Source organism: Halogranum roseipondis (assembly GCF_059695585.1).
On the sequence record NZ_CM185235.1, the window covers coordinates 342,568 to 358,343 of the forward strand.

Annotated in this window: 18 protein-coding genes; 11 read left to right on the forward strand and 7 right to left on the reverse strand. The window is 64.6% G+C overall.

The features are described from left to right. Nucleotides 1-68 precede the first annotated feature (68 nt). Nucleotides 69-2,759, reverse strand: a complete 2,691-nt coding sequence (locus EOHIBHHM_RS01910) for a DNA-directed DNA polymerase (protein ID WP_497254085.1) — start codon at nucleotides 2,757-2,759, stop codon at nucleotides 69-71. Between the two features lie 144 nt (nucleotides 2,760-2,903). Here EOHIBHHM_RS01910 and EOHIBHHM_RS01915 point away from each other — a divergent pair, with 144 nt between their 5' ends. From EOHIBHHM_RS01915 to EOHIBHHM_RS01930, 4 genes are all read left to right on the forward strand, one after another. Next, complete coding sequence (locus EOHIBHHM_RS01915) at nucleotides 2,904-3,578, forward strand: helix-turn-helix domain-containing protein (RefSeq protein WP_497254087.1); 675 nt, start codon at nucleotides 2,904-2,906, stop codon at nucleotides 3,576-3,578. 61 nt (nucleotides 3,579-3,639) lie between these two features. After that, the gene (locus EOHIBHHM_RS01920) at nucleotides 3,640-3,825 is read left to right on the forward strand and encodes a DUF7331 family protein (protein WP_497254089.1); all 186 of its coding nucleotides are present in this window, start codon (nucleotides 3,640-3,642) and stop codon (nucleotides 3,823-3,825) included. Between the two features lie 48 nt (nucleotides 3,826-3,873). Then, complete coding sequence (locus tag EOHIBHHM_RS01925) at nucleotides 3,874-4,410, forward strand: DUF7322 domain-containing protein (protein ID WP_497254091.1); 537 nt, start codon at nucleotides 3,874-3,876, stop codon at nucleotides 4,408-4,410. Between the two features lie 25 nt (nucleotides 4,411-4,435). Beyond that, complete coding sequence (locus EOHIBHHM_RS01930; RefSeq protein ID WP_497254093.1) at nucleotides 4,436-4,858, forward strand: DUF7346 family protein; 423 nt, start codon at nucleotides 4,436-4,438, stop codon at nucleotides 4,856-4,858. Between the two features lie 24 nt (nucleotides 4,859-4,882). On the opposite strand, the gene rad50 is transcribed toward EOHIBHHM_RS01930, so the two are convergent. From rad50 to EOHIBHHM_RS01950, 4 genes are all read right to left on the reverse strand, one after another. Beyond that, nucleotides 4,883-7,579 (reverse strand): DNA double-strand break repair ATPase Rad50, encoded by a 2,697-nt coding sequence (gene rad50 / locus EOHIBHHM_RS01935; protein WP_497254095.1) that lies wholly within the window; start codon nucleotides 7,577-7,579, stop codon nucleotides 4,883-4,885. Next, nucleotides 7,576-8,937: a DNA double-strand break repair protein Mre11 gene (mre11, locus tag EOHIBHHM_RS01940; protein WP_497254097.1), complete on the reverse strand. Its 1,362-nt coding sequence runs from the start codon at nucleotides 8,935-8,937 to the stop codon at nucleotides 7,576-7,578. Before mre11 ends, rad50 begins: the two co-directional genes overlap by 4 nt. Next, a complete protein-coding gene (locus tag EOHIBHHM_RS01945; RefSeq protein ID WP_497254099.1) occupies nucleotides 8,934-9,281 on the reverse strand; it encodes a DUF7966 family protein in 348 nt (115 codons plus the stop codon). Before EOHIBHHM_RS01945 ends, mre11 begins: the two co-directional genes overlap by 4 nt. A 123-nt stretch (nucleotides 9,282-9,404) precedes the next feature. Beyond that, nucleotides 9,405-9,665, reverse strand: a complete 261-nt coding sequence (locus EOHIBHHM_RS01950; protein WP_089821311.1) for a MarR family transcriptional regulator — start codon at nucleotides 9,663-9,665, stop codon at nucleotides 9,405-9,407. Between the two features lie 139 nt (nucleotides 9,666-9,804). Here EOHIBHHM_RS01950 and pan1 point away from each other — a divergent pair, with 139 nt between their 5' ends. Then, nucleotides 9,805-11,022 (forward strand): proteasome-activating nucleotidase Pan1, encoded by a 1,218-nt coding sequence (gene pan1, locus EOHIBHHM_RS01955; RefSeq protein ID WP_497254102.1) that lies wholly within the window; start codon nucleotides 9,805-9,807, stop codon nucleotides 11,020-11,022. Between the two features lie 57 nt (nucleotides 11,023-11,079). Here the strand turns inward: pan1 and EOHIBHHM_RS01960 are convergent, their stop codons facing one another. After that, complete coding sequence (locus EOHIBHHM_RS01960; protein WP_497254104.1) at nucleotides 11,080-11,217, reverse strand: hypothetical protein; 138 nt, start codon at nucleotides 11,215-11,217, stop codon at nucleotides 11,080-11,082. Between the two features lie 289 nt (nucleotides 11,218-11,506). Between EOHIBHHM_RS01960 and nth the strand changes: the two genes are divergently transcribed. Together nth and EOHIBHHM_RS01970 are read left to right on the forward strand one after the other, a co-directional pair. Beyond that, on the forward strand, nucleotides 11,507-12,193 hold the full coding sequence (nth, locus tag EOHIBHHM_RS01965) for an endonuclease III (protein ID WP_497254106.1): 687 nt from the start codon (nucleotides 11,507-11,509) through the stop codon (nucleotides 12,191-12,193). 70 nt (nucleotides 12,194-12,263) lie between these two features. Then, nucleotides 12,264-12,497: a hypothetical protein gene (locus EOHIBHHM_RS01970; RefSeq protein WP_497254108.1), complete on the forward strand. Its 234-nt coding sequence runs from the start codon at nucleotides 12,264-12,266 to the stop codon at nucleotides 12,495-12,497. Nucleotides 12,498-12,529: 32 nt separating this feature from the next. Here EOHIBHHM_RS01970 and EOHIBHHM_RS01975 read toward each other — a convergent pair whose 3' ends face one another. Then, nucleotides 12,530-13,009 carry a DUF7321 family protein gene (locus tag EOHIBHHM_RS01975; RefSeq protein ID WP_497254110.1) on the reverse strand — a complete coding sequence of 160 codons (480 nt, stop codon included), beginning with the start codon at nucleotides 13,007-13,009 and terminating at the stop codon, nucleotides 12,530-12,532. 104 nt (nucleotides 13,010-13,113) lie between these two features. Between EOHIBHHM_RS01975 and EOHIBHHM_RS01980 the strand changes: the two genes are divergently transcribed. The 4 genes from EOHIBHHM_RS01980 (at nucleotide 13,114) to EOHIBHHM_RS01995 (ending at nucleotide 15,774) form a co-directional block, all read left to right on the forward strand. Continuing rightward, on the forward strand, nucleotides 13,114-13,905 hold the full coding sequence (locus tag EOHIBHHM_RS01980; RefSeq protein ID WP_497254112.1) for a DUF7319 domain-containing protein: 792 nt from the start codon (nucleotides 13,114-13,116) through the stop codon (nucleotides 13,903-13,905). Between the two features lie 84 nt (nucleotides 13,906-13,989). Next, nucleotides 13,990-14,580: a plastocyanin/azurin family copper-binding protein gene (locus EOHIBHHM_RS01985; protein ID WP_497254114.1), complete on the forward strand. Its 591-nt coding sequence runs from the start codon at nucleotides 13,990-13,992 to the stop codon at nucleotides 14,578-14,580. Next, entirely contained in the window at nucleotides 14,581-14,970 is a 390-nt protein-coding gene (locus EOHIBHHM_RS01990) for a DUF7318 family protein (RefSeq protein WP_497254116.1), read from the forward strand. Nucleotides 14,971-14,973: 3 nt separating this feature from the next. Next, nucleotides 14,974-15,774 (forward strand): cytochrome b, encoded by an 801-nt coding sequence (locus EOHIBHHM_RS01995; protein ID WP_089821326.1) that lies wholly within the window; start codon nucleotides 14,974-14,976, stop codon nucleotides 15,772-15,774. Nucleotides 15,775-15,776: the final 2 nt, after the last annotated feature.

Genomic DNA, 15,776 nt, shown 5'->3' on the forward strand with positions numbered 1-15,776 from the left:
TGTCGGCGTCGGTCAGATTCTCCACTCGTCGTACTCGGCGTGAACGACCTCCGGTCACTCGCCGACCGCTACATGAAGCTCCCGAGTCCCGTCTGCTCCTGTCCGGACTTCACCTCGTCCCACGACACGCCCAACGCCTCGATGACGCGTTCGATGGGGCCTTTCAGCGTCTTGTCGAGCATCTTGTCCCAGTCGACCTCGAACTCGTCGGGGATCTGATCTGCGTACTCGAAACAGATGACGTCCGGGTTCCGCTTGAACTCGGCGTACAGATAGTCGTGCTGGGGGTCGAGCCCCGCTTCGGACTCCATCCGACGGAAGAAGGAGGGGTGGACCTTCTTCAGGTACAGTCGCTTCGGCTTCGACCCGCGTTGGAAGTTGGTGCCGAGCATGAGGTTCGCGTACTTCGCGCCGCGGACCTGCGCCGTGTCGGTGTCGTAGTTCTCCAACCGCTTGCCGATGCCACCGGGGATACCGATGCGGTCGTACGCCATGTTCCCCTCGAGGAAGTCGGTGATGACGTCGTGGACGTAGTCTTTCACGACGTCGGTGTCCTCCCCGTGGACGATCATCTCCAGGACGTCTTTCTGAACCTCCTTCGTGATTGGGGCGATGTCCGAGCGTTTGTACTCGAACCCGGTGATGTCGACGTCGTCGACCTCTTTTCCTTCCTTCCAGACGATGTGGCCGGCGTAGCGCTTCTTCTTGCCCGCTTGGAAGAACCGCCGGTAGAGCTTCTCGAACTCGATCTGGAAGCGGTGCTCGTCGGCCCCGAGCTCCTCGCGCGCGAAGTCGTCGTACGCGGCGTTGATGTGTTCCTCAATCTCGAACGACTGCTCGATAGCCTGCTCCTTGGACACTTCTTGTCCAAGTTCCAACATGACTGAATCCGTATCTCCGTAGGCTACCTCGTACCCGATCTCGTTGGCCGCCTTCTCGGTGAAATTGATCACCTCTCTCCCTGTGGCGGTTACGGCCGCTCCCATCTCCTTGTCGTAGAGGCGGAACCGGTCCCAGCCCAAGACCCCGTATAGCGAGTTCATGATAACCTTGACAGCTCCCTGCTGTCGGTCGAACTGCTCGTACGCGGAGCTACCGGGGTCGTGTTCGTTCCGGAGCGCCTTCTTCTCCTCGCGTTCGGTGAGCAGCTCGTCGACCATCGACCGGATGATGCCGTCCGGTTCCTTCCGGAAGTGCGTCCCGTTGGGTGCACGGAACGTCTCGCCGTCGTACGTCTCGGGGTCGACCTTCGTCTCCGGACTCGCGTTCGTCGTCACCATACACATCGGGTACAGCGACTTCAGGTCGAGGACGGTGACGTTCTCCTTGACGCCCGTGATGGGGTCGAAGACGGCCCCACCTTCGTAGTCCTCGGACTCCGCCTGTCCCTTCGAGGGGAGCGCGAAGTTCCCGTGGACCTTGTGCAGGACGTAGATGTCGACGGCGTCGCCCGGCGTCGGCGCGTCTTCGAGCAGACAGCCGACGAACGTCCGCACCTCGTCCCAGAAGGGGACGACCTCCTGCTTCCGGTCGATCTCGACGCAGAGTTCGACGTCGCGGAGGTTGTACTCCAGCAACCGCTCGGGGTTCTGCTCCCAGAGGTCGCCGATGTCGCCCGAGTAGCGCTCCTTGCCGACGTCGAGTTCGAGTTCGCCGACGGCGTCGAGGCGGTACGACTCCAGTTCGGTGAACTGCGTCCGCTTGTAGGCGTACAGCAGGTCGAAGACGACGCGGCCCTTGATGTCGGGACCGCCCCACCCGCTGCGCCACACTTCGTCGACGCGTGAGAGCCGGTCGGCCGAGAGGTCGTAGTCGCTCGTCGGGTTCAGCACGTCGAGCCGGTCGAGGAAGTACGGCGCGTCGAAGTCCTCGAAGTTCCAGCCGCTCAGGACGTCCGGGTCGGTCTCCTCGACGTACGCGACGAACGCGTCGAGCATCTCGTCTTCGGCGTCGAATGTCCGCACGTCGACGTCGGGGCCCTCGCGGAGCGGGTCGTAGTCGGGCAGCGCGTCGGGACGCTTCCCCTCGCCGTCGGGAGCGACGTAGTGCCACGCGACGTACTCGTCGCGGTAGGAGTCGTAGCTGGTGAGACAGACGATCGGCTCCTCGCCCTCCTCGGGGAACCCGTTTCGGTCGTCGACCTCGATGTCGAAGACGTTGACCCGGAGGTCGGCGTCGACGTCGACCGGTTCGACCTCGGTGTGGGGGACCTGTAGCGTCCCGTCGTCGAGCCGGCGTTCGGCGACGCGGACGCCGCTGCCGATGTCCTTGTCGATGAGAAAGCGGTTGGGAAAGAGGATGTCGGCCTCGTAGTGGTCGAACTCGTCTCGCATCTGCCCGACGTCCCGGGGCGTCCGGCCGAAGATCTTCGTCAACTCGTCGCCGCGGATACTCTCGAACCCCTCCTCGGTGCCGGTGATCGTGTCGCGGTCGAGTTTCTCGTCGGTCAGCGAGTCGGTCGGCGCGTAGAAGTACGGTCGAAAGCCGAGCACGCGGACGTGTTCGGTCTCGTTGTCCGTGGTCCGTCCGAAGAGGTGGACGACGGGGTACTCGTCGGCACCCGACCCTTCGATGGTGTAGTCCACCTGGGTGACGGAGATGTCGACGCTCCCCTCGGCGTCGGGGAACTTCATGTCGGCGGTGTCGACGACGTCGCTGACGGCCTGTCCGCCGTTGCCCGCGACGGCAGCAGCCTCCGCGCTGGGTCGGTCCTCGTCGTCGTCACCCCCCTCGAAGTCCACGAGTCCGCTCTGTTTCATGTTGCTGGTGGTTCGCCTGCGTACCTAAAAACCCCCGCGGTGTCGGTGGCGACGGGGCGAGCGCGAACGATAACAACGGTTGCTGCACGACGGGTGGGTCGCCACAGCGGCTATACCCGTGGACGCAGTTTCCCCGGGTAGGAGATGAGTACGATAGCCGAACTGCAGATACCCGCCGCAGAGTTCGCGCTCTCGGCGACGTTCGACGCCGTCCCCGACGCGGAGTTCGAGGTCGAGCGGGTCGCTGCCTACGACCGCGACCGACTGCTCCCGTTCACGTGGGTCACCGCCGACGAGAGCGGCCGCGACGCACTCGACGAGGCGCTCCGAGACGACCCGAGCGTCGATCAGGTCGAACTGCTGACCGACCTCGACGGCGAGTGGCTCTACCGGATGGACTGGATCGAAGCGATCGACTTCCTCGTGCACGTCCTCAGCGAGGAGCACGCGACCGTGTTGACGGCGTTCGGCGAAAGCGACAGATGGCTTCTCAGAGTGCTGTTTCCCGACCGCGACTCGCTGTCGCGCTCGTACGACTTCTGCGAGCAGACGGGGGTCTCGGTGGAGGTGACGAGTATCTACGAACTGGACCAGCGCCGGAGCGGACAGTTCGGACTCACGGCCAACCAACTCGAGTCGTTGATCACGGCGTCCGAACAGGGCTACTACGAGGTGCCGCGAGGCGCGACGCTCACGGAGGTCGCCGACGAACTCGGTATCTCCCACCAGGCGCTCTCGGAACGACTGCGGCGAGGCCACGGTCGACTCGTCGAGAACGCGCTCGTCATCGGCACGCAGGACAACGGCGTCTTGCGGTAGTGCGCAGGTTGACCGCATCCACAAGACCTATACCATGATATGGCATACCACAGTCCACACCATGTCCGACCACGCCAACGACGAGCAGTGGGACAGTCCGGATGCCTCGCATCCAGAAGTAGAGACTGACGGGGTCGAGACAATCGAGACGTACGACACCGACAACGGCGTCGTCTTCTACGACTCGGAGAACCCGCTCGCGTGGCTCCAGGCGTCGGCGACGGTCCTCCTCGAAGAGGTCGCCTGAGCGGCGAGAAGCCGAATTCTTTTCCTCACCTGTCGCGTCCGACTAGCCGTGCCGACCGACCCGTGGCCCGACGAACCCGACGAGTTCGACCCGGAGGATCGGTGGGGGGACCCCGAAGCCGATCCGGAAGCCCGGTGGGGGGATCCGGAGACGGAACTCGTCGAGCGGATCACCATCCCGGAACCCTCGGAGCCGGAACTCTCGGCCGCCGCCGTCGACAGCGCCGTCTCCGGCCCGTTCTGGGCGAGCGTCGTGCTCGTCAACCTCGCCGTCTTCGCACTGAGTCTCGGGCCGATGCTCATCTTCTTCCGCGGCGAGTGGCTGATCGGCCTCGGACTCGTCGCCGGGGGGACGCTCGCACTCGGCCGGACGTACCACCTCTACCGGCAGTTCAAACGCTCCGCCGAACGGGGAGAGAACGACGGCAGCGACGAGGGTGACGACGGTGAGGCCGACCGCGACGACGGCGGCTCCGACCGTGACAGCGACGGAGACGGCCCCGCCGCCGACGCATCTCGCGACGGCGAACGCGTCGACACCGAGACGGCGACGGAGTCGGACGTCGCCCCCGAACGCAACCCCTAACCCGCCGACGACCCTCGACCCGTCTATGCGCACCGTCCGCGACGCCGCCGGCAGACGGCTCCTCCTCGTCAAGCAGTCGAGCGACGCCAGTCGCGTCCGAGACCCCGAGACGGGCGAGGAACGGTACGTCGACAACGACGAACTCGACCTCGTCGACGGCGAGTCGCCGCTCGTCACCGCCGCCGCGGGCGTCGACCCGGCCGTCCGTCGCCTGCTCACCGCCGTCCCGAACGAACGAGCGCTCGGGCTCCTCGTCGAACTCGCCGACCGCGGGCCGGTCCCCATCGTCGACCTGTTGGACAGCTACGACCTCTGTGAGTCGGATCTCCACGGACTGCTAACCGAGTTCCGCGCCGCCGGTCTCGTCGAGGAGGCGACCGTCTTCGGCGAACGGGGATACGACGCGACCAACCTCGCCAGAGACGGCGTCGGCGCGCTTCGGGACTGACGCCGACGTCCGGTCAGGGCAGTCTCAGTCGTCGGGACTCGCCAGCGACTCGACTGCCGCCAGCGATGTCGCGTCCTCCCGCTCGACGGTCGAACGGTTGGTGGTGCTGTTCTTCTCGACGGTCACCAGATCGTCGGCCGCGCCGACGAGTTCGTCGTCGTGGCTGACGATGATGATCTGTCGGACGCCGAGCGAGCGCATCTCCTCGACGAGGTCGACGAGTCGGGAGACGTGCCCCGAGTCGAGAAACACGGTCGGTTCGTCGAGGATGAGCGGGGGAAGCGGTGCGGTCCCCTCGATCCCCTCCGCCAGCAACCGGTAGATGGCACAGCGGAGGCTCAGGTTGAACAGCGCCCGCTCGCCGCCCGAGAGCTGTTCGGGGTCGAGCGCCTGCCCGTCCTTCTGGAAGACGGTGAGTTCGTACTCGCCGTCGAGTCGGATGGTCGAGTAGGCGTCGTTGCCGTAGACGAGGTCGAACGTCTCGTTGAGCATCCGTTCGAGGCTCTCGACGTTGCGCTGCCGCAGGTCCGCGCGCAGGTCGCCGTACAGCCCCTCCAACTCCTCGGTCTCTTCGTGCAGCGATTCGAGCGCAGTCACGCGCTCGGCGACCGCCGCGCGCTGCTCGCGGAGTTGCTCTAACTGCTCGATAGCGTTGCTCACGCTCCCGATAGCGTTCTGAAGTTCGTCGCGCCGCTCGGTCAGGCGCTCGAGTTCGGCTTCGACTTTCTCGAGGTAGTCGACCGCGTTCTGCTTCTGCGAGCGGGCCTGTTCGAGCTGGTCGTCGTCGACCGCCGCTTGCAGCTCGTCGCGCTGTGAGCGCTTGTCGGCGAGATGCTCCCGACGCTCGTCGTTCAGATCGGCGAGGTCGGTCCGCTTCTCACGGAGGCGTTCGGCCGTCGACTCGGCGTCTTCGATCTGTTCGCCGAGATCTGCGAGGCGTTCGACGTTCTCGCGTTTCGTCTCGACGGTTTCGAGTCGCGATTCGAGTTCTGCGACCGTCTCACGGGCGTCTTCTGCCTCCGTCGCTTTCTGTTCGGCGACGTCGCGGGTGTTCTCTGCCTGCGTCGCCAACTCCTCGGCCTCCTCGCGGAGCGTCTCGGCCTCTGTGCGCTTCTCCTCGAGCGTCTCGGCCTTCTGTTCGAGGAGTTGCTCGACGTTCGTTCGGTTCGTTCGGAGCGACTCGATCTCTGATTCGGTGTCGACGAGCTCCTCCGCGCGGTCGATCGCCGTCGCCAGCGACTCGCGCTCCTCCTGTAGATCGGCGAGCTCGGCTTCCAGCTCTGCGACGCGGGCGCGGTCCTCGTCGATCGTGTCGACGTGGGGCGACTCGTCGACTGGCTGGCCACACTCGGGACATTTCCCCTCCTCGAGGAGGCGTTCGGCCTCCTCGACGCGGTTCCGGACGGTTCGAAGCTCCGTCCGCACCTCCTCGACGTCGTCGCGCAGCGACGACCGTTCCTCGCGTAGCTCCGCGAGATGCGTCGACGCGTCGCCGACGGCGACGTCCACCTCGGCCTCGTCGAACCGCTCTTCGAGCGACTCGATCTCGTCGTCCATCCCGTCGAGTTTCGCGCGGAGGTCGTCGAGGTCCTCGGTCGCGCGTTCGACTTCGGCGTCGAGTTCGTCGGCCCGTTCCCGCTTGTCGTCTGCGCGCGACTGGCGGTCGTCGGCCTTGTCGCCGAGGTTCGTCGACTGGTTGTCGAGCGCCTGTGCCTGCATCTGCGCCTCGTTCAGTTCGTCGGAGAGCCCAGACTCGCGCTCGTCGAGGTCGTCGAGTCGGGTCTCGATGGCCGTCTCCGTTGCCGTCTCCAGCGTCGTCTGCGCGAGCACCGCCGAGACCGTCGATTCGAGTTCGTCTTTCCGGTCGCGCGTCTCGCGAATCTGGTCACGGAGACTGTCGCGTTCGCGCTCCGTCTCGGAGATCTTCGACTCCAACGCGTCGATCTCCTCGGCCAACGCCTCGAGTCGCTCGCGCTTCTCCTCGTAGCTGTCGAGCGTCTCCTGTGCGTCGTCGCGACTCTGTCGGGCTCGGTCTCTGTTCTCGCGGTAGCGTTCGAGGTCGTCGTCGACGTTCTTGAGCTCGCTCTCCAACTCGTTGAGCCGTTCGTGGAGGTTCTGGTCCTCCCGCTCCTGAATCTGGGCGTCGAGTTCGCCGAGCGCACCGCGTTTGTTCTCTAAGACGTCTTCGACGCCGAGTCGGGCCTTTCCCGCCCGTTCGCGGTACTCCTCTAACTTGCCCAACTGGAGGAGGTCGTCGATCATATCCTGTCGCTGCCGAGGCGTCGCGTTGATGAGCTTGTTCACCTCGCCCTGTCGGACGTACGCGCAGTTGACGAACGCTTCCGCATCCATCCGCAGGAGGTCGGTGACGAACCGTCGAACGTCTCGAGAGCCGTCGACCGTGACGTCGGGACCGTCGAGGACGCATTTGGCCGTCAGGGTCCGTTCGCCGGACGACCGGAGTCGCCGCTCGACGTGATAGGAGACACCGTCGTGGGTGAACCAGAGTTCGATCTCGGCGTCTTCCTCACCGTTAGTGACGACGTCGTCGAGCGTCTCGTCGAGCGCCTTCGCGCCGTAGAGGGCGAAGAAACAGGCGTCCAGGAGCGAGGACTTCCCGCTCCCGTTCAACCCGTGGATGACCGTCACGCCGTCGTCGAGTCGGAGGTCGGCGTCGGCGTACGGTTTGAAGTTCTCGAGGCGGATGCGGTCGAACCTCACAGATAGTCCTCCATTGAGATCTGGCCGTCGCTCGTCGTCTCGCCTGTGCCGTCGTTCGGTCCGTCTTCGGGGTCGTCGTCGACGCCGCTGGCCCCGTCCTCGTCGTCGGTGACAGACTCGACAGTGTCGTCGTCGCTGTCGACGTCTGCGTCGTCGGGGTCGGAACTGCTGTCGACGTCGGCGTCGTCGCTGTCGGCGTCGTCGACGATGGAGTCGTCGGGGGCGGAACTGCTGTCGTCGGCGTCGGACGTCCGTGTGAACGCGCCTTCGTCCTCGACGAGCGCCTCTACGCGGGATCTCACTTCCTCCCGAACCTTGCTGTCGGGGGTCTTGCTCGCACGGATGGTCTCGTCGACGTCGAGTGCGGCCTGCGAGAGACCGAGCTCGGAGATCCGCTCGCGGACGGCGTCGTCGGGGTCGGCGAAACTCACCGACAGCTCCGTCTCGCTCCCTTCGAGTTCGCGGCGGTCCTTCACGCGGGCGACGAGCGCCCCCCGGTCGGTGGCGAACTCCTCGACGCTCGCGGGCGTCACCGGGTCACCCTCACCGGCGATTTCGACGATCGCCACGGCGTCGGTCAAATCGTGTTGACGGAGCTGTTCGCGCACGCGTTCGATCCCTTCCCCTTCGGCGAGGTCGACGTTCACGAAGGCGAACGGACGCGTCTCCAGCGCCCGCCGTCGGATGTCTACGTCGGGGCCGAACTCGACGACGTTGTAGCCGCGTCCCAGTTCTTCGCTCGCGCTCGCGCGCTCGGTCGACCCGCAGTAGGTGACCCACGTTCCGTCGACCTGCGCCTCGTCGGCCTCGTGGTTGTCGCCGAGGAGGACGGCGTCGAAGTCGACGTTCGACTCGGTCAGCACCGTCTCGGTGTCCCAGTTCGCGTGCGCGAAAGGAGTAAAGAGTCCGTGACTGACGAGCGCCGCGAAGTCGGCGTCGTGGGAGGCAAACTGGTACTCCAACTCGTCGCGGCGCGACTCGGGGACGTGGTCCAACCCGTAGAACGCCGTGTCGCCGAGGACGTACGGTTCCGCTCCGAGACGGACGGCCAACCCGAGGTTCTCGAAGAGGTCGAGCCACTGGCCGCCGCGAGTCGACTCGTGGTTGCCGACCACGGCGAGGAAGGGGATGTCCGCATCGGCGAGCGTTCGGAGCACCGAGAGCGTGCCGAGGAGGTCCTGCAGGTCGGGACGACGGTCGTGGAAGAGGTCGCCCGCGTGGACGACGGCGTCGACGTCGGCCGCGACGGCGTCCTCCACCACCTGCTCGAACGCGTCGAGGAAGTCTCGGCGCCGCTCCGGCGAGTGGTACTGCTGATACCCGACGTGGGTGTCGCCGGTGTGTATCACCCGTGTCATCTGTCACCTCCTTGGCCAGCACCCGGTAAAGGCGTTCCGCGACCGGAGTGAAAGTGGTGTTCGTCGTCCGGTCGCTCTCCCGCGGCAGCGCGTCGGTACGCCTCTAGCGTCGCCACCGCCTCGTGGCCGCGCTCGGCGACTCTCGTCTCTCCCCGTTCGTCGGCCTGTCGAACCGCCGCCCGAAGCCGACTCACGCCGGTCGACGTACAGAACGCTGCCGCGTCGTCGACGGACGCGAGTGCGTCCGCGGCACGGTCGATACAGCGGCGGTGCGACGACGGCTCCGTCTCGGAACCGTACGCGAGGGCTCGGAGGGCGCGCTTGACCGCGGTCGGGTCGGCCATCGGTGACAGTGGCTGGTCGCGGATCCGATGATAAACGTTCGGCTCGACGGCCTTGCGAGGTCTCGACGGGTACCTGACGAACTGTCCGGCACGAACGACGCGGCGCGGACGCCGGCCCGTCGCTTAGAGCGACAGGCGGTAGAGTCGCTTACGAGCGTCCGAAAAGGAGAAGCGTGACTCGACGACGTCCTCTTCCTCGAGCCGAGTGAGCGCGTACCGGACCGTCCGCGACGGGAGGAGCGTCTCCTCGCTCAACTGACTCTGCGTCAACGTGTCGTTGTAGTCGAGTACCTTCGCGACCAGTTTCGCACTCGGTGGGAGATCGCGCACCGGTTCCCAGCGATCCGCTACCTCGTCCGCAGCGACTGCCTCGGAACTACTCATTCTTGGCTCACTCTGAGGCATACAGCATAATAATAATTTCTATCGCTCTCTATTACTGTTGAGCATACTCCAGTGACGACGACCGGCGAGCTGGGCCCCGACCCGAAGCCTCTTATCCGGCAGTGCCTTAGAAAGCGTGATGAGCGATACTGTGGACGACGTCGATATGCCCTACGAGGAAGAGTCGACGTCGCAGCAGGAGAAGATCGAGGCCCTTCAGGAACGTCTGGAGATCCTGGAATCCCAAAACGAGGAGATGCGCGACAAACTCCTCGACGCTAACGCGGAGAACAACAAGTTCCAACAGAAGCTTGAGCGGCTCACCCACGAGAACAAGAAGCTCAAGCAGTCGCCGTTGTTCGTCGCGACCGTCCAGGAGATCTCGGACGATGGGGTCATCATCAAACAGCACGGTAACAACCAGGAGGCCCTCACGGAGGTCACGGACGAGATGCGGGAGGAACTCGAGCCCGACTGCCGCGTCGCGGTGAACAACTCTCTGTCTATCGTCAAGAAGCTCGACAACGAGACCGACGTCCGCGCCCGCGTGATGCAGGTCGACCACAGCCCCGACGTCACGTACGAGGACATCGGTGGCCTGGAAGAACAGATGCAGGAGATCCGCGAGACGGTCGAGATGCCGCTCGACCGCCCCGAGATGTTCTCCGAGGTCGGCATCGACCCGCCGTCGGGCGTCCTCCTCTACGGCCCGCCGGGCACCGGGAAGACGATGCTCGCGAAGGCCGTCGCCAACCAGACCGACGCCACCTTCATCAAGATGGCCGGCTCGGAGCTGGTCCACAAGTTCATCGGTGAAGGGGCGAAGCTCGTCCGCGACCTCTTCGAGGTCGCCCGCGAGAACGAGCCGGCAGTGCTCTTCATCGACGAGATCGACGCCATCGCGTCGAAGCGCACCGACTCGAAGACCTCCGGCGACGCCGAGGTCCAGCGGACGATGATGCAGCTGCTCGCCGAGATGGACGGCTTCGACGAGCGTGGCGAGATCCGCATCATCGCCGCGACCAACCGCTTCGACATGCTCGACGAGGCGATCCTCCGGCCGGGACGCTTCGACCGCCTCATCGAGGTGCCCAAGCCGAACGAGGAGGGCCGTGAGATCATCTTCCAGATCCACACCCGCAACATGAACGTCGCCGACGACGTCGACTTCGCGGAACTCGCCGCACTCGCCGACGACGCGTCGGGTGCGGAGATCAAGGCGATCTGTACGGAAGCCGGGATGTTCGCCATCCGCGACGACCGGACGGAGATCTACATGCAGGACTTCGTCGACGCCTGGGAGAAGATCCAGGCCGAGTCCGACGAGGACCCCGACGCCTCCCGCGCGTTCGCGTAAGCGACGTCAACCGTTCTTTCCGTTTTCACGCTCCGAGAGCGACCGCGCTATCTCTCCTCAGCCCAGTGCGACGAAGACGAGGTACGGCAGGACGAACAGTGCGACGAACAACACGAGGAGAACCAGTCCGTAGCCGACTCCGGTTCCGGCGACGGTGCGCCACGAGTCGTGGTCGATAGTCTCTCGAAGGCTCATACTCGATGCGTCCGTCGGAGGCGCGTTAACTGTTTTCACCACAAACGACCCCGGGACGCCGACCAGTGCGACGCCTCGGGCAACTCAGAGAGGTTATCGTCGCCAACCGGAAGACCAGCAATCATCGGCGACCCACAGGGTTCGATTCTCCTGGAGAACGTCTACGTGATCCTCCGATAACCCCTATCAGAGACCGTTCTCGAGAGCGACGACCCAAATCGAACGGCGTCGAGCACGTTCTCGTGCCGACTCCGAACCACTCAACACACCAACCCCCGACCACGTAGTCATGGGAACCCCACTCGATACACGAGGAGAACAGGTGGTCGAAGTCCTCGACCGGCTCTACGACGCCTATCCGGATACGACCATCTCGCTGAACTTCTCGTCCCGACTCGAACTCCTCGTCGCGGTGATGCTCTCCGCGCAGTGCACCGACGAGCGCGTGAACAAGGTGACTGCCGACCTCTTCGAGAAGTACCACTCGCCGGAGGACTACGTGAACGTCCCGCAGGAAGAACTGGCCGAGGACATCTCCTCGATCACCTACTACAACAACAAATCGAAGTGGATCCAGTCGGCGTGTCGGACTATCATCGACGAACACGACGGCGAGGTTCCCGACACGATGGAAGCGTTGACCGACCTGACCGGCGTCGGTCGGAAGACGGCGAACGTCGTCCTCCAGCACGCCCACGACGTCGTCGAGGGGATCGTCGTCGACACGCACGTCCAGCGCATCTCCCGTCGACTCGGCATCACCGAGGAGGAGTATCCGGAGAAGATCGAACAGGACCTGATGACCGTCGTCCCCGAGGCCGACTGGCAGCAGTTCACCCACCTCTTCATCAGCCACGGACGAGCGACCTGTACCGCGATCAACCCCGACTGTCCGGACTGCGTGCTCGAGGACCTCTGTCCGTCGTCGAAGCTCGACCACGAGGTCGACCTCGCCAGCGGCGACTCGTGGACCTGACGACCGCTGGAGAGCGTCACCGGGAGGAACGGCCGGAACCCCTTTTTGGCTGAGCGCCCAACGTGGCAGTATGCCCAAAGACGAGCACGGTATCGACCTCGAAGAGGACACCGACCTCGACGTGCAGGGCGACGACGCCGAGGGCAAAGAAGAGGCCGACGAAGAGCGCGAGGAGGAGATCGAAGAGGCCGAAGAGGAGCGTCGCGAGCAGGAGGTCGAAGAGCGCTCGGAGGAACGCGAGTGGGAGGCGGAGAAACAGGAGAACCCCGACAACCACCGCGACGACGAACCGTTCCAGAGCTAGCTTCCCCTCGTGACGTCGGGCGATCACCTTTTTCAGAGCACGTAACCGGTGAGATAGCGGTAGAGACCCAGCAGGTAGGCGCCGATCCAGAACAGGACGTAGCCGACGACGCCGAGACGGAGGCGACCCCGCCACGCACCCATATGTTCGTGGAGGTCGTCGAGGTCGACGTCCTGACCGGGGTCTCGATAGAGGTTGGCCGCGCGTTTGGCCTGGAAGATGCGGACGATCCCCGTGAGTGCGAAGACGAGCATCGCGTACGCCTGCAACCCGAGCACCGCGTGAAGCGCCGAGAGCCCACTGAACTGTTCGAGTAGCCGCGGTACCATCCACGTCACCACCGGGATCGTGTTGAGCGTCAGGCCGACGACGATGAACTTGAGGTGGTAGACGAGGACGTCCCAGGTCACCGTCTCGGCGTCGATCATGACCCACGCTCCGTAGAGATAGAAGGGGAAACTCGCCGTCACCATCAGCGTCGCCACCGTCGCGATGGCTGTGTCGCTTACCATCGGTCGTCCTAGGGAGGGGGTTGGGGTAAAGGACCCGACTCTGTCCGGACCAGCGGGCGACGCGGTCGGAAAGCGTTTACTGTCGTCGTCACCAAGGAGAGCCAATGGCAGACCCGTCATCCGCACCGACCGAGTCGGGCGACGAGGAGCGGTCGCCGGACGGTGCGAGCGAAGACGCCGAGTTGGCGGCGCTGCGCGCGCAGGTCGAAGAGAAGTACGACTTCGACGATTTCGGACCGGACGACATGGCGGAGATGTCTCTCGAGGAGTGGGAGGCCGTCTTCGACGCCGACTCGTGGGTCGTCGGCGAGGAGCTGCTCGAACGGGTCGAGAAGGACCTCGAGAATCAGATCGCCCGTCGCGACGTCTTCGCGGTCGTCGAGCGTCACACCCGCGACGGAGAGAACGTGCTCGTCGCCTACTCCGACGAGGGGTACGCCGTCGTCTACCCCGACGGGAGCGTCGAGGGACGCGGAACTGTCCTCCGGGACGTGAAGCCGACGGTAGCGCTCTGTTCGATGGAGGAGTACGAGGTCCAAGAGCCGCCGGAGGACGTCTCGTTGCCGGATCCGGAGGACGTCCCGGAAGGGACCGGGCAACTCGGCAACAACATGCTGCAGGCCGTCGCAGCCATCCAGATCCTCGCTGGGGTGGGGTTGATCGGCGCGTGGTTATTCCAGCTCATCACCTCCATCATCGCGCCGACCGTGGGGTTCGTGTTCGTCCTCGTCGGCCTGTTCCTCTTCGCGACAGTCGCGAACGCACGACTCTCCGACCGGTTCCGCGCCGAGGAGTATCGGAACCGGTTGCGCGCGGTCCGACTCGAGGGCGAGGAGCGACCGGACTTTTTACCGCTCGACGACGAGTCGGAGTCGACTCCGCGAGACGACCGATAACCCGGCGTAGAAGAGTCCTGAGCCGTGTCGCGGACGACGGATAGTCGGTGGGTTTAAGCGCACTCCATCCTGAGTCCAACCTGTATGAATAGGCGGGAATTTCTGAGAGCGGCAGGTGGTTCTGCCGCAGCCGCAGCCGCTACGGCTCAGTCCGCCGCCGCACAGGAAGGCGGAGGGAACGAGAGTAGCGGTGGCGGTGGCGGCGGGGGTGGCGGTTCGAAGACCGTCGCTGTCGGTCCGGGTAACTCGCTCGTGTTCGAACCCGCGGAGCTGTCGATCGCTCCCGGCACGACTGTCGAGTTCGTCTGGGAGTCAGACACGCACAACGTCGTTCCGGAGTCAGTCCCCGAGGGTGCATCCTGGGAGGGCACCGGCCCGGAGAGCGAGACCTACGACACCGGCCACACCTACTCGCACACGTTCGAGACGCTCGGCACGTACGAATACTTCTGCGCACCTCACAAGTCGGCTGGGATGGAGGGAGCCATCACGGTGACCGAGAACCCCGGCAGCGGCGGCGGGGAGAAGGAGCTCCACGAACTCGGTGTGCCCATCCAGGCTCACTGGGTCGGCGCATCGACGATCCTCGGGATCATCGTCACCATCGTGTACACCTTCTACATCCTGAAGTACGGCGAGTCGGCCAACACCGGCAACACCGGAGGTGGGGAATAGATGAGTTCCACAGGCAGTACGTACGGTGACATCCACCGCTACGAACCGGCGCGTGAGAGCACGGCGGCGGCCATCGCGATCGTCCTCCTGACGATCATCGAAGTCGTCTTCGTGTTCCTGTTCACCTACGGGTTCGTCTCCGGATGGGCGCTGACCGACACCGGGAACATGTTCCTCGGGACCGTCCTCGCGGTGATCTTCATCGACCTCGCGTTCATCCTCGCGCTGTACCGCAAGGAGTTCCTCCCCGACGTGATGATCGTCAAGAAACGTCGGCGCAAGTGGGAGGACCTCTACGTCCGGAGCGATCAGGCCGGCGGCGTCGAACTCGGCGGATCCGACGCGTGGGACACCGTCAAGCGCGCGGTTTACCCCTACTACAAGAGGTAATCAATGAGTTTAGAGAAGAAAGACGACTACGACCACAAGGGCTGGATGAAGACGAAGGATCTGTCGCCCGTCGAGAAGACGTTCCTGACGACGCTCATCTGGCTCGACAAGCGGCTTCGCATCGTCGACTATCTGGAGATCCTCGAGACGCTCTACTACCGAGTCAACCTCCAGATGCCGAAGAGCCACACCGAACAGTACAACCTCGACAACAAGTTCTGGTACTGGTACCCGCTGTACACACTCGGGTTGTTCTCGACGTTGGCCTACATCGTCGCCGCCGTCAGCGGCGCGTTGCTCGGGTTCTACTACTCGCCCGCACAGGGGAACCCCGAGGAGGCGACCGTCGCGTACAACAGTATCGCGTTCATCATGCAGGACCTCCAGTTCGGGTTCATGCTCCGTTCCGTCCACCGGTGGTCGGCACAGGTGATGGTCGCGGCGGTGTTCCTCCACATGCTCCGGGTCTACTTCACCGGCTCGTACAAGGAACCGCGCGAACTGAACTGGATCCTCGGCATCGTCCTCATCAGCCTGACGATGGTGTTCGGGTACACCGGCTACCTGCTGCCGTGGGACCAGCTGGCCTTCTGGGCCGGACAGATCGGCGTCGAGATGTCGCTCTCCATCCCGCTCGCCGGCGAGTGGGTCGCACAGCTCCTGTTCGGGGGCTTCACGTTGAGTCAAGCGACGCTTCAGCGGATGTACATCATCCACGTGTTCCTGTTACCCTTCGTGGTGACGACGCTCATCGCGATTCACATCGGTATCGTGTGGGTGCAGGGCATCGCAGAACCCCACTAAGA

Excerpts from the sequence above, each read along its gene's own strand:
- EOHIBHHM_RS01910 (WP_497254085.1), bottom strand. The coding sequence starts at position 2,759 with ATGAAACAGAGCGGACTCGTGGACTTCGAGGGGGGTGACGACGACGAG.
- EOHIBHHM_RS01915 (WP_497254087.1), top strand. The coding sequence starts at position 2,904 with ATGAGTACGATAGCCGAACTGCAGATACCCGCCGCAGAGTTCGCGCTC.
- EOHIBHHM_RS01920 (WP_497254089.1), top strand. The coding sequence starts at position 3,640 with ATGTCCGACCACGCCAACGACGAGCAGTGGGACAGTCCGGATGCCTCG.
- EOHIBHHM_RS01930 (WP_497254093.1), top strand. The coding sequence starts at position 4,436 with ATGCGCACCGTCCGCGACGCCGCCGGCAGACGGCTCCTCCTCGTCAAG.
- mre11 (WP_497254097.1), bottom strand. The coding sequence starts at position 8,937 with ATGACACGGGTGATACACACCGGCGACACCCACGTCGGGTATCAGCAG.
- EOHIBHHM_RS01945 (WP_497254099.1), bottom strand. The coding sequence starts at position 9,281 with ATGGCCGACCCGACCGCGGTCAAGCGCGCCCTCCGAGCCCTCGCGTAC.
- EOHIBHHM_RS01950 (WP_089821311.1), bottom strand. The coding sequence starts at position 9,665 with ATGAGTAGTTCCGAGGCAGTCGCTGCGGACGAGGTAGCGGATCGCTGG.
- pan1 (WP_497254102.1), top strand. The coding sequence starts at position 9,805 with ATGAGCGATACTGTGGACGACGTCGATATGCCCTACGAGGAAGAGTCG.
- EOHIBHHM_RS01960 (WP_497254104.1), bottom strand. The coding sequence starts at position 11,217 with ATGAGCCTTCGAGAGACTATCGACCACGACTCGTGGCGCACCGTCGCC.
- nth (WP_497254106.1), top strand. The coding sequence starts at position 11,507 with ATGGGAACCCCACTCGATACACGAGGAGAACAGGTGGTCGAAGTCCTC.
- EOHIBHHM_RS01970 (WP_497254108.1), top strand. The coding sequence starts at position 12,264 with ATGCCCAAAGACGAGCACGGTATCGACCTCGAAGAGGACACCGACCTC.
- EOHIBHHM_RS01975 (WP_497254110.1), bottom strand. The coding sequence starts at position 13,009 with ATGGTAAGCGACACAGCCATCGCGACGGTGGCGACGCTGATGGTGACG.
- EOHIBHHM_RS01980 (WP_497254112.1), top strand. The coding sequence starts at position 13,114 with ATGGCAGACCCGTCATCCGCACCGACCGAGTCGGGCGACGAGGAGCGG.
- EOHIBHHM_RS01985 (WP_497254114.1), top strand. The coding sequence starts at position 13,990 with ATGAATAGGCGGGAATTTCTGAGAGCGGCAGGTGGTTCTGCCGCAGCC.
- EOHIBHHM_RS01990 (WP_497254116.1), top strand. The coding sequence starts at position 14,581 with ATGAGTTCCACAGGCAGTACGTACGGTGACATCCACCGCTACGAACCG.
- EOHIBHHM_RS01995 (WP_089821326.1), top strand. The coding sequence starts at position 14,974 with ATGAGTTTAGAGAAGAAAGACGACTACGACCACAAGGGCTGGATGAAG.